Annotated in this window: 23 protein-coding genes; 10 read left to right on the top strand and 13 right to left on the bottom strand. The window is 46.4% G+C overall.

The window, feature by feature from the left end; translation table 11 throughout:
• The first annotated feature begins 5 nt into the window (after window positions 1–5).
• From BMY60_RS09520 to hpnA, 9 genes are all read left to right on the top strand, one after another.
• Window positions 6–1,391 (top strand): N-acetylmuramoyl-L-alanine amidase, encoded by a 1,386-nt coding sequence (locus BMY60_RS09520; RefSeq protein ID WP_090333197.1) that lies wholly within the window; start codon window positions 6–8, stop codon window positions 1,389–1,391.
• A gap of 136 nt (window positions 1,392–1,527) precedes the next feature.
• Window positions 1,528–2,667, top strand: coding sequence for an MlaE family ABC transporter permease (locus BMY60_RS09515; protein WP_090333195.1), 1,140 nt, complete (start codon window positions 1,528–1,530; stop codon window positions 2,665–2,667).
• Window positions 2,668–2,675: 8 nt separating this feature from the next.
• Window positions 2,676–3,482, top strand: coding sequence for an ABC transporter ATP-binding protein (locus tag BMY60_RS09510; protein WP_090333194.1), 807 nt, complete (start codon window positions 2,676–2,678; stop codon window positions 3,480–3,482).
• Complete coding sequence (locus BMY60_RS09505) at window positions 3,455–4,342, top strand: MlaD family protein (protein ID WP_090333192.1); 888 nt, start codon at window positions 3,455–3,457, stop codon at window positions 4,340–4,342. The genes BMY60_RS09510 and BMY60_RS09505 overlap by 28 nt, the downstream gene beginning before the upstream one ends.
• A gap of 12 nt (window positions 4,343–4,354) precedes the next feature.
• A complete protein-coding gene (locus BMY60_RS09500) occupies window positions 4,355–4,963 on the top strand; it encodes an ABC-type transport auxiliary lipoprotein family protein (RefSeq protein ID WP_090333191.1) in 609 nt (202 codons plus the stop codon).
• Between the two features lie 150 nt (window positions 4,964–5,113).
• Entirely contained in the window at window positions 5,114–5,263 is a 150-nt protein-coding gene (locus tag BMY60_RS09495; protein WP_218141668.1) for an LPS translocon maturation chaperone LptM, read from the top strand.
• On the top strand, window positions 5,260–6,516 hold the full coding sequence (lysA, locus tag BMY60_RS09490; protein ID WP_090333189.1) for a diaminopimelate decarboxylase: 1,257 nt from the start codon (window positions 5,260–5,262) through the stop codon (window positions 6,514–6,516). The genes BMY60_RS09495 and lysA overlap by 4 nt, the downstream gene beginning before the upstream one ends.
• 25 nt (window positions 6,517–6,541) lie before the next feature.
• Window positions 6,542–7,627 carry a phytoene/squalene synthase family protein gene (locus BMY60_RS09485; protein WP_256250780.1) on the top strand — a complete coding sequence of 362 codons (1,086 nt, stop codon included), beginning with the start codon at window positions 6,542–6,544 and terminating at the stop codon, window positions 7,625–7,627.
• A gap of 59 nt (window positions 7,628–7,686) precedes the next feature.
• A complete protein-coding gene (hpnA, locus tag BMY60_RS09480) occupies window positions 7,687–8,676 on the top strand; it encodes a hopanoid-associated sugar epimerase (RefSeq protein WP_090333186.1) in 990 nt (329 codons plus the stop codon).
• 29 nt (window positions 8,677–8,705) lie between these two features.
• Here hpnA and BMY60_RS09475 read toward each other — a convergent pair whose 3' ends face one another.
• The 4 genes from BMY60_RS09475 to BMY60_RS16020 form a co-directional block, all read right to left on the bottom strand.
• Entirely contained in the window at window positions 8,706–12,248 is a 3,543-nt protein-coding gene (locus tag BMY60_RS09475; RefSeq protein WP_090333212.1) for a UvrD-helicase domain-containing protein, read from the bottom strand.
• A complete protein-coding gene (locus BMY60_RS09470) occupies window positions 12,241–15,045 on the bottom strand; it encodes a PD-(D/E)XK nuclease family protein (protein WP_090333184.1) in 2,805 nt (934 codons plus the stop codon). Before BMY60_RS09470 ends, BMY60_RS09475 begins: the two co-directional genes overlap by 8 nt.
• 27 nt (window positions 15,046–15,072) lie before the next feature.
• On the bottom strand, window positions 15,073–15,396 hold the full coding sequence (gene fdxA / locus BMY60_RS09465; RefSeq protein WP_090333183.1) for a ferredoxin FdxA: 324 nt from the start codon (window positions 15,394–15,396) through the stop codon (window positions 15,073–15,075).
• A 270-nt stretch (window positions 15,397–15,666) separates the two neighbouring features.
• Window positions 15,667–15,834, bottom strand: a complete 168-nt coding sequence (locus BMY60_RS16020) for a hypothetical protein (RefSeq protein WP_218141667.1) — start codon at window positions 15,832–15,834, stop codon at window positions 15,667–15,669.
• A 154-nt stretch (window positions 15,835–15,988) separates the two neighbouring features.
• Between BMY60_RS16020 and BMY60_RS09460 the strand changes: the two genes are divergently transcribed.
• Window positions 15,989–16,957, top strand: a complete 969-nt coding sequence (locus tag BMY60_RS09460; protein WP_143057407.1) for a Kelch repeat-containing protein — start codon at window positions 15,989–15,991, stop codon at window positions 16,955–16,957.
• Between the two features lie 262 nt (window positions 16,958–17,219).
• Here the strand turns inward: BMY60_RS09460 and BMY60_RS09455 are convergent, their stop codons facing one another.
• The 9 genes from BMY60_RS09455 to BMY60_RS09415 form a co-directional block, all read right to left on the bottom strand.
• Window positions 17,220–17,609: a MerR family transcriptional regulator gene (locus tag BMY60_RS09455; RefSeq protein WP_090333180.1), complete on the bottom strand. Its 390-nt coding sequence runs from the start codon at window positions 17,607–17,609 to the stop codon at window positions 17,220–17,222.
• Window positions 17,587–17,895 (bottom strand): integration host factor subunit alpha, encoded by a 309-nt coding sequence (locus BMY60_RS09450; RefSeq protein WP_090333178.1) that lies wholly within the window; start codon window positions 17,893–17,895, stop codon window positions 17,587–17,589. Before BMY60_RS09450 ends, BMY60_RS09455 begins: the two co-directional genes overlap by 23 nt.
• Window positions 17,896–18,178: 283 nt before the next feature.
• The gene (pheT, locus tag BMY60_RS09445) at window positions 18,179–20,545 is read right to left on the bottom strand and encodes a phenylalanine--tRNA ligase subunit beta (protein WP_090333177.1); all 2,367 of its coding nucleotides are present in this window, start codon (window positions 20,543–20,545) and stop codon (window positions 18,179–18,181) included.
• A gap of 40 nt (window positions 20,546–20,585) precedes the next feature.
• Window positions 20,586–21,605 carry a phenylalanine--tRNA ligase subunit alpha gene (gene pheS, locus BMY60_RS09440; protein WP_090333175.1) on the bottom strand — a complete coding sequence of 340 codons (1,020 nt, stop codon included), beginning with the start codon at window positions 21,603–21,605 and terminating at the stop codon, window positions 20,586–20,588.
• Between the two features lie 99 nt (window positions 21,606–21,704).
• A complete protein-coding gene (gene rplT / locus BMY60_RS09435; protein ID WP_090333173.1) occupies window positions 21,705–22,064 on the bottom strand; it encodes a 50S ribosomal protein L20 in 360 nt (119 codons plus the stop codon).
• Window positions 22,065–22,075: 11 nt separating this feature from the next.
• Window positions 22,076–22,273 carry a 50S ribosomal protein L35 gene (rpmI, locus tag BMY60_RS09430; RefSeq protein WP_090333171.1) on the bottom strand — a complete coding sequence of 66 codons (198 nt, stop codon included), beginning with the start codon at window positions 22,271–22,273 and terminating at the stop codon, window positions 22,076–22,078.
• 115 nt (window positions 22,274–22,388) lie between these two features.
• The gene (infC, locus tag BMY60_RS09425; RefSeq protein ID WP_090333170.1) at window positions 22,389–22,967 is read right to left on the bottom strand and encodes a translation initiation factor IF-3; all 579 of its coding nucleotides are present in this window, start codon (window positions 22,965–22,967) and stop codon (window positions 22,389–22,391) included.
• 23 nt (window positions 22,968–22,990) lie between these two features.
• On the bottom strand, window positions 22,991–24,904 hold the full coding sequence (gene thrS, locus BMY60_RS09420; RefSeq protein WP_090333168.1) for a threonine--tRNA ligase: 1,914 nt from the start codon (window positions 24,902–24,904) through the stop codon (window positions 22,991–22,993).
• Window positions 24,905–25,123: 219 nt separating this feature from the next.
• A complete protein-coding gene (locus BMY60_RS09415; protein ID WP_090333167.1) occupies window positions 25,124–25,885 on the bottom strand; it encodes a hypothetical protein in 762 nt (253 codons plus the stop codon).
• Window positions 25,886–26,317 lie beyond the last annotated feature (432 nt).

Below are 26,317 nucleotides of genomic sequence, written 5' to 3'. Positions count from 1 at the left end.
TTTTCATGCGCTCTTCATCTGCTCGCGCAACTGACCGCAAGGTGCGGCAATGGCCGCGCATACTGATACTGCCGGTCTTGCTGCTCTGTTTATTTACTTTAAATAGCAAATCCGCACTGGCAGCGGAAACCATTATTACTTCAGCCAGAATGGGCCTGTCTGACCATTACTCGCGCATTACACTGGAATCACACCAGCCCATTCAGTATGAACTGAGCATGTTAAAACATCCCGGACGGGTTGTGGTCGATCTGATAAATGCAACGCTAAATCAGGTGATCAAGGCGATACCTGCAAAACTCGATCCGGCAAACCCGTTCATTGAAAAAATCCGCTTCGGACAGTTCAAGCCGCATATTGTCCGCTTGGTATTTGATCTTAAAGTTGAAGTTGTTCCACGCACTTTTATACTGGAGTCCGATGATCAGCATGGCTACCGGTTGGTGCTGGATATCTATTACCCGGACAAAGCCGCCATCGCAGAGAGCGCAACAAATAATGCAAACATCACTGCGGCGATTCAATTTGAAGAAGACGCAGAAGACAGACTCGGCGATCTGGTTGCTTCGCTATTGAAAAAAAAGCCGGCCCGGCCGGATGGCCATGGAGTCAATCCACTGCCTAAAAGTTATCATGTGGCACAGTACCACAAACCAGCGCCACCCAGAGTCATCATTGTTGCGGTCGATCCCGGCCATGGCGGCAAGGATCCCGGCGCAGTGGGCGGCGGCGGCGCCCGGGAGAAGGATATTACGCTGGCGATCTCGCGCAAGCTTAAAACCGTCATAGACAAAGAACCGCACATGCGTGCAATCTTAACACGCGACGGCGATTTTGATCTTCCACTCAAGCGCAGACAGGCAATTGCACGCAAGCATAATGCCGACCTGTTTATTTCCATTCATGCGGATGGCAGCCCGCGGCCGCATGCGCATGGCTCGTCGGTGTACACATTGTCGGAGCACGGCGCGACATCGACCACGGCAAGCTGGCTGGCGCAGAAAGAAAACAGTGTGGACGGCAATCTGATCGGCGGCGTGGATATTGCCGAAAAAACAGGCAATATGCGTGAAATCATATTGGACTTGTCAATGAGCGCCACAATTATTGACAGTGTCAAAGTGGCTGAATTCGTTCTCAACGAACTCGGACAGATCAACCGGTTGCATAAGAAAACCGTCGAACAGGCGGGTTTCGTTGTACTCAAATCACCGGATATTCCTTCCATACTGGTTGAAACAGCTTTCATCACTAATCCCAGTGAAGAAAAAAAACTTAAAAACAAATCCTATCAACAAAAAATGGCGCATGCGATTTTTGGCGGCATTAAGAAATATTTCGAGTCCAGCCCGGCCTTGACTGCACGCACGGATGTGGCACGTGCACGATAGCGTGTTATTTCCGCAGAAATTTACTTTTCTCCATGACCCCGCCATAATGTGCAGACCAGCTGATTGACTGCAATTCGTAGACAGCTTGCATTTATTACCTTGATCTGACACATCCGGAGGCAGGCGGACAATCAATTTGAAGCCAACAAACGAACAAAACCCCAATACAGGCTGGTATCAACTCGTTAATGACGGCGGCTCGGACCGCATTATTTTGATCGGAGATTTCACCCTGGCCGCACTAAACGAACGATTCAAAAACCTCTCGGCTGAACTCACCGAACTCGCAAAGAATCCGGATTTGTGTTGGGACATGCGTGATATTCAACATATGGACAATGCAGGTATCATCATGTTATGGAAAGCCTGGAATGCGCAACGCCCATCTCAACTCATCCTGCGTGACGAGCACGATAAGATGCTTAAACGTATTGAGCATCTGCCAACGCAGACGCCCGAATCCGAACAAATGCGTTGGATGCGGCCTGTCTACGCCATCGGTAAACAGGCTATGCTGTTATGGGATAATTTGACTGGCGTAGTCAGAATCATTGGCCAGTTATTGCTCGACTGCGTGTTTTTTCTGCGAAATCCGGCACATATACCCTGGCGCGAAATTTCTGCCAATCTGTTTCGCACCGGTGCACAGGCGCTGGGCATAACGGCGCTGGTCGGCTTTTTAATCGGAATTGTACTGAGCTATCTGTCTTCGGAACAATTGCAGATGTTCGGCGCTGATATTTTTATCGTCAATATCCTCGGCATCAGTATTATCCGCGAACTCGGCCCCTTGCTGGCCGCCATTCTCGTCGCAGGCCGATCCGGTTCTTCGATGACCGCGCAACTGGGCGTAATGCGCGTTACCCAGGAACTGGACGCACTTACTGTTATGGGTATTTCCCAGAGCCAACGACTGATCTTTCCTAAAATTATCGGCCTAGGTCTTGCCATGCCGTTATTGGTATTATGGACCAGCGCCATCGCGCTGCTGGGTGGCATTATCGCCGCTGAAATTCAGCTCGGACTGAATTATTACTATTTCATTTATTCTATACCCGACGCCGTACCGGTGGCCAATTTGTGGCTTGGCCTTGGAAAAGGGATCGTGTGCGGCATGGTAATTGCCGTCATCGCGTGTCACTTCGGTCTCAGAGTTAAACCAAATACCGAAAGTCTCGGCGAAGGCACGACAACATCGGTGGTGACATCTATCACGGTTGTAATCATTATCGATGCGATTTTCGCAGTTGTCTTTTCGGATGTCGGTATCATATAAGCTGTCGTATGGAGCATTCGCCGCATATTATTGAAATCGATGGACTGGACACACGGTTCGGTCACCACATCGTTCATCAGGACTTGTATTTGAATGTCGAAAAAGGTGAAGTGCTGACGCTTGTCGGCGGCTCGGGCAGCGGCAAGACCACGCTGCTACGCCAGATGCTGGGCCTTGAACAACCCGCGAAAGGACAGGTCAAAATTTTCGGCAAATCACGTTATAATCGTGATTTTTCCCTGCCTAAAAACATTCGCAACCGGACCGGTGTATTATTTCAACAGGGCGCATTATTCAGCGCTTTAACAGTCTATGACAATATTGCTTTACCACTGCGTGAGCTGCGTACACTCGACGAACAGGTCATCTACGATCTGGTTATGATCAAATTGAATATGGTCGCCATTGAACCGGAACATGCTTATAAGATGCCGGCAAATCTATCCGGCGGCATGATTAAACGTGTCTCTCTGGCGCGCGCATTGGCGCTCGATCCGGAATTGCTGTTTCTGGATGAACCGACCGCGGGGCTGGATCCTGAATTAAGCGAAAGCTTCGTACGGCTGATTCTGGATATGCGCAAAGAACTGGATTTAACCATCGTCATGGTGACGCATGACATCGATACGTTAGTGAGCTTGTCCGACCGCATTGCGGTTCTGGCCGATAAAAAGGTCATCGCGACAGGAACACTTGATCAAGTGTGCAATCACCCACACCCGTTTGTGGAAAGTTTTTTTAAAAATGTAAAGAAAAAATTTCAACATACCGACAATAGGGAGCTATCATGGAAAACCGGGCCCATGCCCTCATAGCGGGACTGTTCGTTATCGGTCTTGGAATCGCATTAATTATCGTGGCCGAATGGTTTAAAGGCGATTCCATCGAGCATGACCAGTACCAGGTTGTTTCAAAAGAATCGGTAACCGGATTAAGCGCGCAGGCCTCAGTCTATTACCGCGGCGTAAATATTGGCAAGGTTAACCGGATTTATTTCGACCCGGAAAACATGCATCAGATTCTGATCGATATCGCTATCGACGGCAATATTCAATTGCCCCAAAATATCTACGCACAGCTGGGTTATCAGGGAATTACCGGCCTGGCCTATATCCAGCTCAGAAATAAATCCGTTATTTCTAACGAAATTCTGTCGGAAGATATGCGTATTCCGATGCACCCGTCGCTGCTTGATGAAGTAACCGGATACGGCCAGAATATACTGAATAATGTCAATGAATTGATTATTCAAGTGCATCAGCTACTCGACGACGAAAATCAGAAACGCATCGCCCGCATTCTAAAAAACATCGATATGGCCACGCATAATTTCAACAACGTCACCGGTGACCTGCAGCCGATGCTCGATTCAATGACGCATTTAACAACGAAATCCGGTGTACTGGTAAAACATCTTGATGAATTGCTGTTTGAAATCAATCAGTCAATTCGCAGCGTTAATCAACAGGGCGGCATCATTGACAACCTGTCCACCAGCGCGCAGGAAATGGTAGCTACCATTCCTGAACTGCGCAAGATCAGCAACGGACTGGTACGCAATTCACAGAATCTTGACCGCGTCTTGCAGCAGCTGGATGAAAATCCGCAAATGCTTATATTCGGGCGGCCGCCGTCTCAGCCGGGCCCCGGCGAAGATGGCTTTGCCGCGCCTTAAAGAGATTGTCTAATGAAAAAGTTCACTTTAATCGTGGGGATACTGTTTATTTCTGGATGTACGATAATACCGGAAACCAATAAAAACATAGCCACTTACAATTTCGCTGCCGGGACGGATCCATCGGTCCGGCAGACCGGCAAGGACGGCCGCAAGATACTTGTTGCGACTGTTTCCGCGCCGTTATGGCTCGATACACGGTCGATACATTACCGGCTCAATTATTACAACCGGTCACAATCCTATACCTATGCCAACAGCCGCTGGTCTTCACCACCCGCGTTTCTGTTAACGCAACAAATCAAAAATAAAATTGCCGGCACCACACGCCACCTGGTTGTCGAAGACAGCGGCGTGGCTATTGCCGATAATGAGCTGCATATTGAGCTTGAAGAATTTTCCCAGATTTTCGACACCCTGAATGACAGCCACGTCATTATCCGCTTTCGTACAAGTCTGGTTAGCAACACACACCGCCTGATCGCGCAAAAAACTTTCAGCGCCAGACAAAAGGCGCCTACAGCCGATGCTGCCGGTGCGGTTGAGGCTTTTTCCATTGCCAGCAACGAACTGGTCGATGCGCTGGTTGAATGGATGCAAACAGAATTAAAAACGATATGAACAGCCGGAATGCACAAACCACCCTTATTCACCCTGTTTTGGCCAAAAGCAATGGTCTGGCCGATATATCACCGCCTTTATGGTAGTATCCCGTACTTGCAATTTTAATGGAGAACGTTTGTGCATAAATTGATGTATTTAATTTTTATCATGACCTGTTCAATCATGACATTAATCGTTTTAACAGCCTGTGGCAATAAAGGTCCGCTTTATCTGCCGGAAAGCGAGGCACAGCCAATTACCATGTCACCGACGACACCGCCTGCGGCCGCCACCATCAAAGATGACACTGAAGAATGAGTAATTTTCCTCAATTTGAATATCGCCAGGATACCCTGCACGCTGAACAGGTGCCGCTGGAAACTATCGCTCAAAAATTCGGCACGCCCTGCTACGTCTATTCCCGCGCTGCAATGGCAGCAACCTACCAGGAGTTTCAGCAGGCTTTTGCAGATGATGATTATTTAATCTGCTATGCAGCAAAAGCCAACTCCAATCTCGCCATTCTCAACCTGCTCGCAAAGCTGGGCAGTGGATTTGATATCGTTTCGGGAGGTGAGCTGCAACGGGTTATAAAAGCCGGAGGGGATCCGCATAAAATTGTATTCTCCGGCGTAGGCAAGCTTGCGGACGAAATGCGCATGGCCTTGGCCGCAGATATACTCTGTTTTAACGTCGAATCCATTGGAGAGCTGCAATTGCTCAATCAGATTGCAGCGGCAATGAATAAAACAGCTCCCGTCAGTCTGCGCGTTAACCCTGATGTTGATGCCAGAACGCACCCTTACATCTCAACCGGGTTGAAAGAAAACAAATTCGGCATTCCGATTGAGGAGGCCGAGCATATTTACTTGTCGACGGATATTTTCCCGCATATCCGGTTTACCGGCCTGGATTGCCATATTGGCTCGCAGTTGACCGAACTGGGTCCATTCGTGCAAGCCGGAGAAAGACTGGTGAGTCTGTTGCAACGGCTGCAATCACACAATCTGCAGATCACTCACCTGGATCTTGGCGGTGGTTTAGGGATACGTTACACAAATGAGGCGCTACCTTCGATTCAGGATTATGTTACGGCATTGCGCAAAACACTCGGCCCGATCAAATTACGCTTGGTCATTGAACCCGGCCGTTCACTGATAGGCAATGCAGGTCTGCTTTTAACCCGGACGGCTTATATCAAACATACCCCTGAGCGTCATTTCGCGATTGTCGATGCAGCCATGAACGACCTGATGCGCCCGTCCTTGTACAAAGCCTACCATCAGATTCTGCCGATCAATAAAAGAAAAGGCGGCACATGTAATTATCAAATTGTCGGTCCGGTCTGTGAAACGGGCGACTTTCTGGGGCATGACCGTAAACTGCATCTTGAAGCCGGCGATCTGCTCGCTGTCATGTCAGCCGGCGCCTACGGCATGAGCATGAGTTCCAATTATAACAGCCGTCCGCGCGCTGCCGAGGTCATGGTTGATGGGCAAACGGTTCATCTGGTCAGGGCACGGGAAACTATCGATCAACTGATTGCATCGGAGGCCATTCTGCCGTCATAAATAACGGCTGTTATTAAAGCAATATGTGGTTTTTCCGTTTTACAAGCCCGTTATGATCAGTCAACCGCCGACTCTGGATGACGCTCAATACCAGGATGACATATTAAATGGCGTCTCGCGCACCTTTGCGCTGACAATCCCCCAGTTGCCCAAAGCGCTCCGGCAAGTAATCGGCAACGCCTATCTGCTCTGCAGGATTACGGACACCATCGAAGATGACAACGCGCTGACATCGGAACAGACACGATACTTGTCCGACATGTTTTCAAAAGTTGTCTGCGGTGATATTGCTGCAGAGCAGTTTGTCAATGAGCTATATCCATTGCTCTCGAATCATACCATCCCGGCAGAGCAGGATTTGATCAAACATACACCTGCTGTGATCCGCATCACGCACAGTTTTAATCCGGTTCAACGCCAAGCACTCGAGCGCTGCGTACGGATTATGAGCTGTGGCATGGCGGATTATCAGGATACCGAGACACTTGACGGACTCAAGGATTTGCCTGCGATGAATCTGTATTGTTACTACGTTGCAGGCGTTGTCGGAGAAATGCTGACCGAGCTGTTCTGCGATTATTCGCCGCAAATCAATCGCAACAAGCCAGAATTGATGAAACTGTCCGTCTCGTTTGGCCAGGGCCTGCAGATGACCAATATACTCAAGGACATCTGGGATGACAGAAAACGCGGCGCTTGCTGGCTGCCGCAGGATATTTTTTTGGATAAAGGCGTTATTTTAAAAAAATTACAGCCTGGCGAATCAAACCCCGGTTTTCAGGAAGGACTGGCTGAACTGATCGGTGTTGCCAAAAAACATTTGTGTAGCGCACTGACCTATACCTGCCTGATTCCAGCGCATGAGAAAGGCATCCGCAGATTCTGCCTATGGGCGCTTGGCATGGCAATTCTGACGCTGAAGAACATTAACCGGCACCGCAATTTCAATGACGGACAACAGGTCAAGATCACACGCAATACAGTCAAGGCTACGGTTTTGACCACCAGTATTTTTGCCGGCAACGACTGGATATTGAACCGGCTGTTCAATGCCGCGTCGCGACAGCTTCCGGACACCGCTATTTCGGATGAATTGTTGTTTAAACGATAAACCGTGACGGCATGCCATCTGTCATTTATCTCAACCCTAAATGAAAATGCAGTACTAATATGAAATCATTAGTTACAGGCGCAACAGGTTTTCTTGGCTCCGCAGTCATGCACAGCTTACTTAAAGCGGGCCACGATGTGCGCCTTCTGGCCAGAGCCAACAGCGACCGGCGCAATATTGAAAATTTACCTGTCGAGATTGCCGAAGGTGATTTGCGCGATCATCAGTCACTTGAGGCTGCGGTTAGCGGATGTGATTATCTCTTTCACGTCGCTGCGGATTACCGGTTATGGGTCCCCGACCCGCAAACCATGTATGCGATCAATGTTCATGGCACCAAAGCGTTAATCATAGCAGCAGCCAATGCGGGTTTGAAACGAATTGTTTACACCAGCAGCGTAGCCGCGCTGGGACTGACTTCTGACGGAGCGCCGGCCGATGAAACAACGCCGTCTAACCTGGAAAGTATCAATGGACACTATAAGCGATCTAAGTATATCGCCGAACAGACTGTTAAGGAACTGACAGATCAGCATCAACTGCCACTCGTTATTGTCAATCCATCCGCCCCTATCGGACCACGCGATATCCGGCCGACACCGACCGGACGCATCGTGCTCGACGTGATGCACAACAGGATGCCCGCTTATGTCGATACCGGTCTGAATGTCGCGCATGTCGATGATATCGCCTACGGTCACTTGCTCGCATGCGAGCAGGGAAAAACGGGCGAACGTTATATTCTAGGCGGCGATAATATGACACTGCTGGAAATTCTTGAAACACTTGACGATATTCTGGATCAACGCAAGCACCGCGCTGCCCTGCCCCTCAGTTTAATGTTTCCCGTCGCCTGGCTCATGGAAAAAATTGCATTGATTACGCACAAGGAACCACGCGCAACCCTGGACAGCCTGCGTATGGCAAGAAAACTGATGTATTTTACCAGTGATAAGGCAATTCGCGAGCTGGGCTATCAATTCCGTCCGGCCAGACTGGCTTTTGAAGATGCTGTTAAGTGGTATCAGGATAATGGTTATTCTCCATAAACATTCATAATATCCATCCCACTACTGGGCTAGACATTTTCTCCTCGATATTTCCAGGCTCGCCATCCCTTCAACATTGGAAAATACAACCCCATACAAACAGGGCGCTTGTCAATTTTTTGCAGAAGTGCCGCATAATAATTGAGTTGATGTGCGTATCTTTCTTGCTCTCTATCCAGAAACACTGCCAATCCTGAACCTTCGTGGCTGCTTGTTTTATAATCGATGACCCATCGGATGCCATGGTCATCATAAAACGTTCGATCAATCACATATTCAGCGATTTGGCCATCGTTAACGCTCGTCAATCTGAGCTCATTCTGCGCGCCCGACTGCTCGCCGAGTATCCATCGGCCGCGCTGATCCGTTATTGAATTGATTAACGCGGTTACTACACGCACAACGGCTTGTTCAAGCGCTTCTTTTTCCGCACTCAAGCCATGCATCAACAGAGTATCAGCAAATTTTCTGCGCATGGATTGTATACGCCTGGCATCCCACCCCTGCAATTTATCATCAGCAATACGCTGCAACCAGCGATGCACGACGCTGCCAACCTGCTTTGCCGTTTCACCGGCCCATGAAAATTCTATTGTGTCACCTGCGTCCACAACTTTTTCCGTAACTTGCCAGTTGACAGGTTCAGGCGCTTTGGGCAGTTGCCAGCCGGATTCCAATCTTAGAACGGACTGATCAAACACGGCCGTTTTTTTCAGTTCTTGCGCCTTTATCAATCGGTTTGATTCCTGCATTTGATTTTGCATTGCCGCATCGGCATAAATTTGTTCAACGGCCGGCCAAAGCCGGTTTAACAAGCTGCCGGATTTTGGTTCCTGCAGTACCGATTCGCCATTTTGATCTTTTAATCCGGCATGACCAAACAGATGCAAATACTTTCTGGCTCGTGTTGCTGCAACATACAATAAACGTTCTGCCTCATAATTTTCCTTTTCACGTTCCAACGATTCCAGCCACAAATTGATAGTGTCATTGTCTTGTCCGGCTTCTTGAATCGGCGCCAAAAATAAATCCGTTTCATTCGCGTTGAAAACGTATTGGCCGGCGGCAGATCTGGATAGTTGGCGAGGTTGCTCCATCCACCTGAGCAAGTGTTTATCTCTGTTTCTCGATGGGTGACCGAGCCCGGGCACCAACACTGTATCGAATTCCAATCCTTTGGCTTTGTGAATGGTCATGATTTGCAGGCCATTGTCTGCTTCGAAATCAGCGGCAGCGAAAAGCTTTGCCAATCCCCCTTCGAAATCAGCCCAGTCGGAAACGTTACCTGCCTGCTCGCAGGCCTCAAGATAATCCAGAAAAATCATCGCATCCTGCACTGAACCGGTTACGGGTCTGTCCTGTTCGTAATACACACCCGGATTGTCAGGCTGTGTGATTGTCTTGTTCTGAATTTCGACACAACCGGGGCCGCCCAAAGCCTGCCAGGCCGCTTCGACCGTGGTGCGCAGTGATTGACGATATCGATTGCTTACGCATTGCGTAAGCAATTCGCCGATAGTATGCAAACGATCGCTGCCGTCACACGAAAGTTTTTGGCGGACGCTTTTTTCGTTGATTAATTCCAGAATTGTTTGCGGTTTCCGGTCCGATTGATCAATGGGGTGTCCAGTCTGGAATGAGACCAGTGTTTGCAAATCATTCAGAAGCAGGCCACACCAGGGCGCACGCAATACTGCCAGCCATGCCAACTGGTCAGCAGGATCTTGCAAAGCGCGCGCCAGCATTAGCAAATCCTGAACCATGGGTTTTTGATCAAGCGCATCGATTTCCACTGCACGAAAACGCAGGCCTACTGATTGCAAGCACGCCACAATCCCAACTAGATGACTGCGGTTACGCACCAATACCGCAATTGAATGCTGCGGATTCTGTTGTCTGGATTGTGCGATCACATCTACCACTTTTTCAGCTTCGGCAGCGCGGTCTTTTTCAAAGGCAGGATGCACGGTAACAGCCGGACCGTCCAGTTCATCATGCATTGCTATAGATGGTGCATAAGCCACAGCACCGACGGCAACATCTTCATTCACTGGCATAATTTGCCTGAAAGAAGTATTTACCCAGTCGACCAGACCGCGTTGTGAACGAAAATTGCTTTTGAGTGTAATGGGCTGCAAAGCGATATGACCGACACCTGTCTGACGCGCGCGCAAAAACAAACCGACTTCAGCCTCCCGGAAACGGTAAATCGATTGCATAGGGTCTCCAACGGCAAATAGACTGCGCCCATCACCCGGTTCCCATTCAGCGACTAGCTTTTCTACTAATTGATACTGACTGATCGACGTATCCTGAAATTCGTCGATGAGCACATGCTTTATGCGATAATCAAGCGCCAGAGACAGATCTGTGGGGTTTTCAGGTTCACCCAGCGCAACCAGCGCACACTGCATGACTTCGGAAAAATCCACCTGACCCGCCAATTGAAACATGATTTTCAATTGCGCCACAGCATGTGGCAACAAGCGCGTTATTGCACCCAGAATTTTCCATTGCGTCTCACTGTATGCAGGAGATGGCAGATGCCGGCTATTATTTAACAAACGCTGCAGCGGTTGATTTGTTTTGAATTTTTCTATGAGCTGCGATAAACGGGTTTTCCAGGCTCTGGCGGTCTCTTTTTCACTTTTGCTTTTTCCGGCAGGAAAACCTTGCCGCACATCCACTCTGTCGCGCCATTCACCATCGGTCTTGAGCAGCAGTTCGGCAATCCCGCCCCACTGATCGATATTATCCGGTAGCTTATCAAGTCCGTCGCATGCCACCAGGACAGATGTTTTTTGTTCTGCCAAAAGATTTGCAGCGGCGTAACGAACTAATGCCAGCAACTCCTGGTGCACCTCACTTGGCAGCAAACTGCACAATTGATTGACTGCACTGCTGCGCATGTTTCTGAGCGACGCTTCCAGTTCCTCACGTGTTTTTCCATGGATATGACGCAGCCAGTGATCACGCCGCGCCAGCATAGCTGCCAGCAGATTTTCGACACGGGCAATATCGTTGTCCAAATGCTCCAACACCATCGCAATATCATTTGCCATGTCCAGCCCTTGGTCAAGTAAGGCAATCGTCGCGCGCGCCGCATCGCGATAGAGCCCCTGTACATTTTCCGATATTTCCGGCTGAGATCCGAATTTAGACAATACCGGCATCTGACGCGTTAACGAAGCACATAATGCGTCTATGGTTTGAATACGCAGGCGCATAGGATTAAGAATCAGATTCCAGCCAAACCGCTGATCATGCGCTGTTACTGCGGCAGCAAGTTTACCGGTCAGTTTATCAAATGCGTTTTCAGGACTGGCCGCGCCTGCGGCAGCTGCATCTAGTGCAAGGACTATGCGTTCCCGCATTTCTGCTGCAGCTTTACGGGTAAACGTAATAGCCACAATTTCTTCAGGTTCGCTGACGCAGGTCAAAAGTCGCAGGTAACGCTGAATCAGCAGGCCTGTCTTTCCCGATCCAGCCGGCGCTTGAACGATAAATGAAAACGCAGGATCAATCGCGCGCAGGCGCTCAGCTGCATCGGGCACATCCTGATATTCAGTCATGATCAGAATCCTGATCTTCGGCTGCATATCCGCTTCGCTCATAGATACGGCAGAACGGCTGCATGCCACAATACTGGCAGGTTAAAGGATAATTTTTAGGCGATACGCGGGCATCCCCGCTCACAAAACCGTTTGCCAGACGCGTCAGATCCAGTTCCCATTTTGCCGCCAGCGCATCCCATGATGAAAATTGCGCACATGTCGAAATTTTGTTGAATACTTTAACACCCGGTAAAATGTTCGGCACATTGACAATCGCGGCAAAACCCATTTTTCCCGGATTTATCGATGCAAATGAGACGCCTGCAACTACCGATTCAGCGGATTCCGTCATCACAAGATAAACCGGCAGCTGCGGCTCATCGGGACGTTCTCCGAGCATTGAAGCAACACTGTATGGCCGGGTTTTGTAATCAATGATGAGCAATTGACCGCTATCCAGTTTATCCACCCTGTCCAAACGCACGTTCAGCACCAATTCACCAATTTGCAGGACACTTTTTTTCTCTGTCGCCACAACCCTGAACGACGCGCGCTTTTTTTCTATATCCAGCCATTTGCGCGTCAGACGGACCAGTCGCACGCGTTCAATTGACATAAAACGCTCTGGCAGCGCCCAAGGGCGCCAGTCTTTTATTTCCGCAATTGCCCGGCCTGCTGCACTGAACAAAATTTTTTCAAGATCAGCTTCCGGCATAGTATCAAGCGCTTCTTTTGATTCCAGTTGCCGCCATATCAAATGAAGCGTTCGGTGTATCAGCATTCCGCGCTCCCGGGCATTCAGTCCGGCATGCGGTTCATCTTTATCCACAACATGCAAACGGTGGCGCGCCCAGGCACGGAAAGGACATGCCGCATAGTCCTTAATTACGGCAACCCCGCCAGGCACCGCCTGCAAGCCTGATACCTGCACGTGATCGTCGATGATGCGTTCAAGATTCGCTGCTTCAACAATCCAATCACGATGCGACGCATACTGCCGGACATCGACAGTACATTCCGGAACAGCCCGAATTATTGGACTGGGTGCTATCTCCCGCGCATCGGCGCCATCCGCAAACCTCGGATGACTTAAAACTACTTCTTTGGCGCTACGCAGCCAATTATCGTGCAGCTGGTGTGAAAAACGCAGCGCCTCACCTGTTGATCCCATAGGTATACGGGCTTTTTTCTGAAGTTCATATGGCAGAAATGGATTCGGACGCGCGGGTACCGGCCATTGTTCTTCAGACAGTCCCATCACCCAAAGATGGTCAAACACCATTCCTGCTGCTTCCAGCACACCCAGTATTTGAATGGGAGCATGTGGCGATTGCGGTTGAAATAACGTGTTTGCTGCAATTGCATTCAGCCTTCCGACAGCAGCTGCATGGCTGGTTGAGACAATCACACGATCCAGCGTTGCAAAATCAACCAGCACTTCCTGCCATTTTTTTACTGTCTGATATTCTGTTGAATCCAGAGTACGTTCACCAGGAAACCCCATGATCTGCAGTATCTGAGAAAATAATTGCGCATAGGCCGCATGATGACTTTCGCGCGGCACATTCTGCTGGCAAAATAAAAGTAATGCGGACAAGACCTCCATGAGTATCGGACAACGTGTTTTACGATCTTTGACATCGCTTCCGGTTTCATGAGACACCAAATGAACCAGCGCTGTCAGCTGTTCAAGTGTCACAAATGGCCCCGCATATTGGCGCATACGCATACCAAGCAAGGCACGCTGATGCATTTCGGATTCGCCACCCTTGATAAATGGCGAACGCAATAAGCTGCTGACGTGGTCAAATGTCAGGCCCTGTTGCGCCAAAGCCAGCACAGACAGCGCCGCATCAACTACTGGATACGCTGTCAGTGGCAAACCCAGTGAGATATTGAATGGCTGATTTTTTTGCAGAGACTGCGGCTGCGGCAATGCATCGCGCACATCAGGTTGCATAACTTCACGGAACGCCCGTTGAATGGCATTCCGGTAATTTGCCAGCGCCGGCACAATTACGCCAATCGACACAGTCTGATCCGATTCCAGCCGCGACCGCGCCCATACTGCCGCCTGATAAATTTCTTCCTGGCTGTTCGTGCAGCGCACACGCGCTATGTAATTGTTTTCTAATATTTGATCAGTAAAGTACGGCGGGCTGACACAACTGACCTGGCAGCCTGATGCCCGCAGTGTATCTAAAAAGACGCGCTGTTGCGGTGTCAATACATCAAATCCGTAACAGTACAAATAGTCAGGCCGGTCAAGCGGTACCTGCACCAACATATTCGCTATTAAATCGGCCAGACACACCGGGTCAACATACTGGCTTTCTATCAGTACGGATTGATATCGTGCCATCCATGTCCGAAATGCAGTACAGTCTTCATTCAGAAAACAAGTTTGCCATTCCGGGGTCAATCGCCACGCATGCACCAATTGCCAGGCTTCATAAGCCGACCGGGCTGTCTGCAGCGTATTCAGCAGCGCACCGCCTGCTTCGGACGATTGAATTATTTTTTGCCACAGCGCTTGCGCCTGCATTGCCGTTAGCAGTAACGGAATCTCCTGCGAATGCGGCGAATAAAACGCATTTTGATAAATGCGTTCTAGAAATACGGTAAATGGCAAAATATCAGCAGACCGCCAGACCGATTGCCGACGATGAGATTGATCGCGATTAAACCAATATTTCAGCGTCTGTGCGAGCCGGCGATTCGGTGTTACAACCGTAACCCCAACCGCTGTCTCGCCGTTCAGACGCTGCGCGAATTCATGAAATGAAAGGTGTTGAAAGAGAAAAGAATCTGACATGCGGCAACAAAGATACCGCAATTGCGGTTAACGGTGCAATTTATCCCGCTTGTCAGTTACATCGGCCCAATCGTCAGCATCGGGCAATGGGTCTTTCTTTTCGATAATAGGACTCCATTCTTTTGATAGTTCAGCATTTAATGCGATAAAATCCAATTGCGATTGCGGCACGTCGTCTTCAGCATAAATTGCCTCAACCGGACATTCAGCAACACACAAGGTACAATCGATACACTCATCCGGATCAATCACCAGAAAATTCGGCCCTTCACGGAAGCAGTCGACCGGACAGACATCCACACAGTCCGTATATTTACATTTAATACAATTTTCAGTTACTACATAAGCCATTAAACTATTCCTTGCATGACACGTATAGAATCCAATATTTTAGCAGAGTTTTATTCTTCACCGCTATTGCTACGCTATCCGTCACTAAAAATAGTTATTGCCGGTCGGTCGTGACGGCACGCGAATATGGCCGTTTAATGTAATTAAAAATATATTTATTGCTCATGCGGGAATGGGTTTGACTAAATGTCCGGTCTACGTATAATGGGATTCAGCAAAAAAATACTGATTTTTATATGATGTTTTTTATTTAAATTCAATAGATTATAATTATATGCCCCAATTCAGATTTTTCATGATTTTATCGTTTTTTGTGCCGGTTATGGCAGCAGCAGACCCGCAATTATTTACTTTAATCAATACTAACGATTCGACATTCGTATTTGACGCACCTTCAACTGTTTCCAGCAACGCACCGTTCGCCTCAGAACCGATCATCATAGCGCGGAACATAGATACAAATGGTTCTGCGACTGTGATGTCAAGACCTCGTACGCTGGATAACCCGTCAAATTTTATGCCTGAATTACAGGCGGGAGAAGGCAGAATGTTGCCGCGATTTAAAGTCGTTGGCCCGGAAAAAGGCCTGAAGTTGCATAATTTTGCTACCCGTGGACCGAGTGTTAGAGACTGGAGTCAAAAATTCCCTTATTCGCTAAAAAATGGAAAAGCCTATTATGCCGGCGGCAATCATGGCGTACCTCACAAATACGACGATGTCTGGTCATATGATGTAGTTACGAATACCTGGACAATGGAGAGTGCGCCGACGCCGGGCGTCCGTCCGCTTCATACCTATTGGTGCCTGGATTATGACGATGCATCTGATAGATTAATCCAATACGCGAGAATCAGTGATGCCACCGGCAAATGGCCTTTGTTGCAAGACCCTGATCCTGATATTTACTTGATACAGTGGCCAAACAGTACAAAAACATGGGAGGCTTTTCCCTTGCAAGATATGGCTGCGCTTAAAAATGGTTTTGGTTGTGCGACAGTACTGCTTCCTGACGTTAATCGACTCATTACCTACGCCGGTAACTGGGACGGCTCGGGAATGCAATCGGTGAATTTAACAACGGGCAAGGTAGAGACGCTTTTGTCAAACCAGGAAATATATCATGAAAATTTTGATGGTACGCCAAGGGATCGTTTAGGTATGGAGTATGTTGGTAATGGAAAAATTATTGCCTGGGAACACCATAATAAATTTACCTACGACCTGGTGACAAACAAATGGACAAAAGAAGAGAATTTTTGGCCGCTTGACTTGCAGTCTGCAGGGACTGCTGCGGCTTATGACCCTGTCAATGGCTTGCTGTTCTTTCACAGTCAAGGCAAATTTTGGTCGTATGATCCAGTTAAAAATAAAGTTGAGATGTTAAACATACCCGGCATGCCAAGTGCCAAGAAAGAGTCTCTCCTGTATTATGATATTAAAAATAATGTATTAGTGTTGTATGAAGATGACGCGACCAGTATGTTTGTGTATCGACATGGAGATGGCACGGTAAAACGTCAACCAATCCCGACGCCTGTGCCGCAACGCATTGCGCCTTGATATCCTATACAATTGTTGTTCGGGCAGTGTTAGTAATAATTGATGCCAATCATATTAAAGTACACCCGTATGTATCTAGCGCAAAAGCGGGGGTCAAGCGATGAATTACACAAGGGAGTTCGACACGGTTAAGATTCTGAGCATGAGTGGGTTGACACAACGCGACAAAAGAAAAAATATAGGGCCGACTAGCCAAAAACAGGCTAAAAATTATTAGTCTAAAAGGGGGGGTAAGCTCGTTCCAAACTCTAGGCCAAGACAATTAAACAGAGGAAAGCAAAATCGAACGTATGCTTTTAATTTCATTCCGGATATAATTCAGGTCAACTGAAGTTTGAGAGGACTGGCTTATTACTGTTTCTTGTGTAGATTGTGCATGCGGTGTATCTCGTCCAAGCCGATTACGCGCGCCACTAATGGTGAATCCTTGATCATACAGCAGCTCCCTGATTCTCCGGATCAGTAAAACTTCCTGATGCTGATAGTAACGCCGGTTGCCACGCCGCTTGACAGGTTTTAACTGGGTAAATTCCTGCTCCCAATAACGCAGCACATGCGGCTTGACACCACATAGCATTCCAACCTCACCGATCGTAAAATAACGTTTTGCCGGAATCGGTGGAAATTGACTATTTGTTTTTTTGTTTTCCATGGTAATTCTGCTCAACCATGCTTTTAAGTTTCTGACTGGCATGAAAGGTTACAACACGGCGTGCTGTAATAGGTATTTCTTCCCCGGTTTTAGGATTTCTGCCAGGACGTTGCGGCTTTGTACGTAATTGAAAATTTCCAAAACCAGACAATTTTACCCCTTCCCCACTTTCAAGTGCGGCACGTACTTCCTCATAAAACGATTCGACCATATCTTTAGCTTCACGTTTATTGAGTCCAACATTTTCAAATAACAAATCAGCCAGCTCAGCTTTTGTAAGAGCCATATTTTTCTCCACATAATTTTTAAAATTAGAATAGTTTGTTGTTTAGGGGACCGTTTACTCTGACTTATCATTTATAGAGACATGTTTTTAACCCAAGCTCTATACGCTTCTCTCTTGGTTTTTTAGGCTTATTCTTTTTACGTAATATGTTAGACAAATATTATAGTATAACAATTTCAATTAAATGAATTAAAACGCATTTATAGTTTCAAAATAAAACTCCGTCGTCTCCTTGATCAGCGCATGGATGACAGACTGCCGGCATCCAGATAAAAATCCACTTTTAATTCCTTAGCGCTGCATCGAATTTTGCTTTTAGAATTTTCAGCAGACTGGATATCGCTGCCTCAGCTTCATCATCGGTCAGTGTTTTTTGTGCATCTTGCAGCATCACTTTAAACGCCAGGCTTTTATTATGCTCTCCTACGGCTTTACCACGGTAAACATCGAACAGTGTAATCTCTGTTACGATTTCCGGCTTTTTCTCATACATGCTGGAAAGGATTGTTTGCACGGGCATCTGATTATCGACGATAACAGCGATATCACGTCTTACAGCCGGATATTTGGGAATTTCTTTAATCTGAGCGAGCGATACTGGCAACAGGCTATCCAATAACAGTTCAAACAAAATGACCGGATGCGATAAATCGTATTGTCTTTGCCAGCGCGGATGCAGTTCGCCTATCCAGCCGGCAGGTTTCGCGCCCACCATGATCTGTGCAGATTTTCCCGGATGAAAAGCTGGATGCTGCACTGCCTGAAAATTTATTTCTTGAGACTGATAAAGTATTTCTATATCCGATTTTACATCGTAAAAATCAACTGAGCGTGCAGAAACACCCCACTGTTCAGCAAAAACATCACCATATGCCAGTCCGGCCAGTTTTTCGATTTGCAGAAAATGTTCTGTGGCACTTCTTTCAAAACAACAACCCAGCTCAAATAAACGTACCCTTTCCTGCCTGCGATTTAAATTAAATTGTAAATTGGCGATCAATCCGCCCATCAAGCTGCTGCGCATGACGTCAAGATGATTTGCGATCGGATTTTTTAAAGCAACAGGATTTTTGTTCTGAATTAATCCGGTTTCCCAGGATTTATCGACAAACGCATAGTTAACGACTTCCTGATAATCGCGCATAACCAGCATTTGCTTAATCTGCGTCGAAGTGCGTATTGATTCTTGCGACGGCAGCATCTCAAGCCCGGATTTCGGCACTTGCGCGGGTATCTCATCGTAGCCATGAATTCTTGCCAGTTCTTCAATAAAATCTTCTTCTATGGCAAGATCAAAACGATAACTTGGCGGTATAACCGTAATATCATTTTTATTTTCAGAAAAATCAAATTGAAGACGCGAAAAATATTCTACAATCTGCTCTTTTTCCAACATAATTCCCAAAACTCGCTGCACTCTATCGACGCGAACTGTAACCGGCAACCGTGGTGGCAGCACACTGCTTTTTTCTGTTACAGGTCCCGCAGTACCGCCGCATATCGCTTGAATTAGATTCGTCGCATATTCAAGAATATTTCGTGTTGCGGCAAAATCTACTCCGCGTTCGAAACGATATGACGAGTCGGTATTAAAGCCGAGTTTAAACGACTTGCCCGAAATCACATCCGGATTGAAAAAAGCGCACTCCAGAAAAATATCGCTGATTCCCTGAACTACGCCGCTATTCAAGCCACCCATAATGCCGGCAAGTGCAAGCGGCTTATGGTCATCGGTAATCAACAACATATCGGTCGTCAATACGACCCGACTTTCATTAAGTAACTGGATTGTTTCATTAATTTTCGCATAACGTACATGTATGCCACCATCAAGCTTTGCCAAATCAAATGCATGCATTGGTTGCCCCGTTTCGAGCAACACATAATTAGTGATGTCAACCACTGCGTTAATCGAACGCAAACTGCTGCGTTCCAGCCGCTGTTTCATCCATAACGGTGTTTCTACGTTGGAGTTAATGCCGCGCATAATCCGGCCGCAATACAGCTGGCACGCATCCGGCGCGCTTACACGAACATCAAGACTGTCTTCTATCTCTGGACTAACCGGCGTTGTTTTAAAAGGTACCAGTTGCGTATCGGTTAGTGCAGAAATTTCACGAGCCACACCGTAAACACCCAAACAATCCGCCCTGTTCGGGGTAAGACTTAATGTAAAAACTCGATCATTCAGTTCATAATAGGTACGAAAATCCTGGCCTACCGGCGCCGTATCGGGCAACATGAGCAATCCGTCAGCATTCTCACTGACGCCAAGCTCACGGGCTGAGCATAGCATCCCTGAAGATTGTATCCCGCGCAGTTTCGCACTTTTAATCTCCATATCCTGCAATTGCGCACCGACCAACGCACAAGGCACCTTGATCCCGGCATGTACGTTAGATGCGCCACAAACAATTTGCAGCGGCTCTTTTGCGTGATCGCCGACATTAACCTGACAAATACGTAAACGATCGGCATTCGGATGTTTTTCAACAGTTAGCACTTCAGCCACTACAACTTTATCAAAAGAAGCTGCTACGGGCTCAATCGCTTCAACTTCCAAGCCGGCCATCGTTAGCGAATGTGCCAGTTCTTCACTAGTACAGCTGGGATTAACAAAAGTTCTGAGCCAGTTTTCTGAAAACTTCATTGACGGTTGTTGAGTTACGAATAATTAATATTGACCAGATTTAATTAAATTGTTTTAGAAATCGCAGATCATTTTCAAAAAACAACCGGAGATCGCTGACGCTATACCTTAACATCGCCAGTCTTTCTACGCCCATTCCAAAAGCAAAACCAACATACTGCGCATGATCAATATCAACGTGTTTTAATACATTGGGATGAACCATGCCGCATCCCAACACTTCCAGCCAGCCTGTATGACTGCATATTCGGCAGCCATTGCCGTTGCACTTTACACAACTGATATCCATTTCTGCCGATGGCTCTGTAAATGGAAAAAATGATGGCCGGAATCGAGCTGACAAGTCATCCCGTTCAAAAAAACAAGCCATAAAATTAGTCAGAACGCCCTTAAGCGCCGCAAAATTGGCTTCCTCGTCAATCCATAAACCTTCAACCTGGTGAAACATCGGAGTATGCGTCACATCTGAATCACAGCGATAAACACGGCCTGGCGCGATTAATTTTAACGGTGGCTTGTTTTCGAGCATAAAGTGTATCTGTACTGGCGAGGTATGTGTGCGCAGCAAATCGCCATTTTCTATATAAAATGTGTCGTGCATGGCACGCGCAGGATGGTTTTCAGGAATATTGAGTGCAGTAAAATTGTAAAAATCCGTTTCTACTTCCGGGCCGGAAGCCACTTCATAACCAATTGAATGAAATAAAGACTCAATCCGTATAAGTGTCTGTGTTACAGGATGCAACCCGCCTTTGTCATGCCCGCGGCCAGGCATTGTGACATCCAGCGCTTCCTCCTTCAGTTTTTCTTCCAGCTTTTTCTCCTGAAGAAATAACCGGCGGTCTTTCAGCAAAGCCTCTAACTGGTCCTTAGCTTGATTTATTTGCGAGCCCATCGCCGGACGTTGTTCCGCAGGTAACTTTCCCAGTGCTTTAAGTAAGTCTGTCAATTCACCGTTTTTCCCCAGGTAACGTGCCTTCACCTGTTCCAACTCAGTTGTATCACTGATCGAATTGAATAAGGTGTTTGCTTCTCCTACGATTTCATCTAAACTTCTCATGAATTTTCATACCCAAACTTGGACATACCATTTTTTATTCCTTAACAAAAAAAGAGGCTGGGACAAACCCAACCTCCCTGCGAACATGATGTCATTCAATTAAGTCGCCAAAACAGCTTTTGCCTGATCGGCAATTTTCTCAAAAGCTGGTTTATCAAACACTGCGAGATCCGCCAAGACTTTTCTGTCAATATCGATACTGGCTTTTTTCAAACCATTCATAAATACGCTGTAAGACAATCCACATTCTCTTGCCGCAGCATTAATACGTGCAATCCATAACGCTCTGAATTGTCTTTTACGCTGACGCCTGTCCCGATAGGCATATTGACCTGCTTTCATTACCGCTTGTTTTGCGACACGGTAAACGTTTTTACGACGACCACGATAACCCTTGGCCAGATTCAGTATTTTTTTATGTCTTGCGTGCGCTGTTACACCACGTTTTACTCTAGGCATCAGATCCTCCTTTAGGCATAAGGCAACATAGAACGCACTGACGCCACATCGCTAGGGTGAATTGTTGTAATTCCCCTTAATTGGCGCTTATTTTTGGTTGTTTTTTTGGTCAGAATATGACGTTTGAACGCTTGAGCGCGCTTGATACTGCCGCTTGCACGAATTTTAAAGCGTTTCGCGGCGCCGCTCTTGGTTTTCATTTTTGGCATTTATACCCTCCTTTATTATATGACACAGGGTGTTTCTCTTTCAGAACACTTGTTAAACCCGGGATCACTTGTAAAATTCCTCTGCGATGTACTTTATAACGCTTACGAAAATAAGCTACGGTGTTGTAGTTGGATTATCCGCGGCCTGTTTTTCCTTGCCGGCTTTGGTATCTTTTTTCTTTGGAGATAACACCATAACCATTTGGCGGCCTTCCATTTTTGGAAACTGCTCAACAACAGCATGCATCTCAAGATCATCTCTTACTCGTTCAAGTAGCCGAATACCAAATTCTTGATGCGCCATTTCACGCCCGCGAAACCGCAGAGTGACTTTGACTTTATCCCCTTCATTGAGAAAATTGGTCAGATTACGTAGTTTAATACGATAATCACCTTCATCTGTATTGGGTCTAAATTTGATTTCTTTTATCTGAATTTGTTTTTGTTTCAGCTTAGCTTCGTGCTTGCGCTTGCTTTCCTGGTAACGGAATTTTCCATAATCCATTAACCGGCATACGGGCGGTTGGGCAGTCGGCGCTATTTCAACTAAATCGACTCCCGCTTCTTCCGCCAGCGTATTGGCATCAGCTAGTTTTACTATTCCGATTTGTTCTCCATCAACGCCAATCAGGCGAACTTCAGGCACATTAATTTCATCGTTAATGCGTGCTGTTTTTTCTTGTGCTATGGCAATTCTCCAAATAAATTAAAAAATAATTATATTATACCTTTTAAAGCTATTTCCTCTTTAAAGCGTTCTATCAGTTTGGCTACAGACATTTTTCCCAGATCCTGTCCGTCACGACTTCGTACCGAAACCTGACTAGAATCTGCCTCCGCATTACCTACAATAATTTGATAAGGAAGTTTCTGCAAGCTATGTTCCCGGATTTTATAGGTTATCTTCTCATTTCTCAAGTCTTGACTGACCCTGAATCCATGACTGTTAAGTTCTTTTGCTACTTTTTGAGCATAATCCACCTGATTCCTTGATATGTTAAGTACAACCGCCTGTATTGGCGCAAGCCACAACGGGAATGCGCCGGTATAATTTTCAATTAAAATGCCGATAAACCGTTCAAGCGACCCTAGAATCGCCCTATGAAGCATAACTGGCACATGTCTGGAATTATCTTCAGCTACATATTCTGCACCTAATCGTTCGGGCATGGAAAAATCCAGTTGTAACGTACCACATTGCCAAATTCGCCCAATACAGTCTTTGAGTGAAAATTCAATTTTAGGCCCATAAAATGCGCCTTCACCAGGCTGAAGCTCCCAGTCTAGGGCGGCTTCCTTCAATGCGGCTTCCAGTGCCTTTTCTGACTTATCCCACTGCGCATCGGAACCGACACGTTTTACTGGTCTGGTGGAAAGTTTTACCAAAAGATCTTTAAAGCCAAAATCGCTATAAACGCGTTTAAGTAAATGAATAAACTTGACAACCTCTTCCTGTATTTGATCTTCTGTACAGAAAATATGCGCATCATCCTGGGTGAACGCACGCACTCGCATCATACCATGCAGGGCTCCTGATGCTTCATTACGATGACACGACCCAAATTCTGCCAATCTTATTGGCAAATCGCGGTAACTTTTTAATCCTTGTTTAAATACTTGAACATGTCCTGGACAATTCATTGGCTTGATAGCAAAACTACGCTCATCAGTATCGGTAACGAACATGTTTTCCCGAAAATTATCCCAATGACCGGACTGAACCCATAATTCTTTATCAATGACCTGTGGCGTGCGTATCTCCAAATAATCATTATCATTCTGTATCTGCCGCATATACTGCTCTATTTGCTGCCAAAGCGACCAGCCTTTTGGATGCCAGAACACCATTCCAGGCGCTTCTTCCTGAATATGAAACAGATTCAATTGCTTACCAATTTTTCGATGATCTCTTTTTTCTGCTTCTTCCAACCGATGTAAATATTTTTTTTGATCCTCTTTGGTCAACCAGGCCGTACCATATATTCTTTGCAGCATTTCATTATTTGAATCACCGCGCCAATATGCACCTGCAACTTTCATTAATTTAAAAATTTTTAATTTAGCAGTTGTCGGCACATGCGGTCCACGGCACAAATCAGTAAAGTTCCCTTGAGTATAAAGCGTCAAGTCTTCATCACCTGGAATGGATTCAATGATCTGCGCTTTATATTGTTCACCCTGTTGCTTAAAAAAATTAATTGCCTCTGATCGATCCCAAACTTTACGTTCTACCTTCAAATTTCGTTTACTAATTTCCAGCATCCGTTTTTCGATAGCCTCGAGATCTTCAGGGGTAAATGGCCGCTTGTAAGAAAAGTCATAATAGAATCCATCTTCGATAACAGGCCCTATTGTCACCTGCGCATCAGGAAACAATTCCTTAACGGCATGCGCAAGCAAATGAGCGCTAGAATGTCGAATAATCTCCAGTCCTTCCGCATCCTTTTCTGTGATGATGGTAAGTTCACTATTGTTTTCAATTGGTCTGTCAATATCGACTAATTGACCATTAACTTTTCCTGCTATTGCCGCGCGTGCGAGACCAGGCCCTATCGAAGATGCCACATCAAAAACGGTTACAGAGTGATCGTAAACCCGTTCTGAGCCATCCGGTAATCGAATTACTGTCACTAACTTTCCCCAACTAAATTAATTTGGACTATACAATTGATCAATAATTGAGTAAAAACTGCATGTTATAAGCCTATAACTCTTCAACCAAAAATTAAATCCATACTTATAACCTTTCTCTCTCCCCGCACCGTAACCCTTCTTAAAGGTATCGGTTAATATTTGTTGCGTTTTTTACCTTGTAAAAAACATATTTCATATTACAAGACTCTAGATTCATTATGTACGATTCGCGATTGTAGTTTTATACCACATATTAAATTTCTGCAGTCCATTTAGGCACTTGGGCGCCAAACCAATCGCAACCGCATCCACTAAACAATACCAGGCTGCAACGCCACTAGGCGGGTTTCCTTGAGACCAATCAAAAACTGGCTCAATAGATGCCCATTTCCACGTCCCGGCTGCAGTCCCAATAATTTCGAGCCATGTACAAATAAAAAACGCACCCAAGTAAACAAGAGGCGATCTGCCTTTTAGTACACAAATCACAAAAATAACGAACAAAAATGCACCGACCTGGTCACCTTGTTCTGGAATACCACTGACACCCCATAACGCCCATAAACCGCCAGTGACAAACACAAATACAGCAATTTTGCGCGCATACATTTGAAAAAAACCAGAACGTGCTAGTTTGACTGCAGTTAAATACACCATTCCATGGCCAGGGGGAACATACAGCGGAACATTCTCAAACCGGTAGGTATAGCCTTCCATATAAATGGAAGCAAAATACTCGCCTATTGTCGCAAAAGCAACAGCAACTGCTACTTGCATTCTAATTTCTTTATTCTCACCTGCTAGCAAAATAATAAGAAATATCCATGCAATAACACCTAATGCATTCTGTGTTGCCACACTACCACTGCCATCTATAACCAGACTTACTGCACAACAAAAGAAAGTAAATGCCGGTATGAAATAATCACGCATCCTATGCGGAGATTTAATACCGGCTTTTGGAAAATGATCCAGCATTCTTTTAATCCCAATTAAACAAAAAAACCCGCCGACGGCGGGTTATGAAATCTAAAATTGCACGTTATTAGAAATTTTGTATTGTAAAGTAGCCACTCAACTTTTGACGGTTCTTACTCAGCAATTCCAAGCATTTGAAATTAAATTCTCAATTTGCTTGAAATTACTTTAAAAAGACGAAATATAATTTTACCCTAATATAACCCGTTGAATAATCAATTAGACCATCCAAAGTTAAGCTAAATTTTTTGTTGATGGAAATCAATAATCCTCGTCATCGTCGTCGTCATCTTCCTCGTCCCAGTCATCCCAGTCATCCTCTTTGAGCACCAGTTTGCGCTGCTCTCGGCTGGCATCCAGGTCCGTCATCGGCGCTTCTTCATGCACCAGATTCTGGTGACAGTCAATACACGTCGCTCCATGCGTCTCCAT

It is taken from the genome of Nitrosomonas sp. Nm51, from assembly GCF_900111165.1.
In the GTDB taxonomy this organism is placed as follows: domain Bacteria; phylum Pseudomonadota; class Gammaproteobacteria; order Burkholderiales; family Nitrosomonadaceae; genus Nitrosomonas.
The sequence above is the reverse complement of the archived record's forward strand: the minus strand, read 5'-3'. Positions and strand labels throughout refer to the sequence as shown.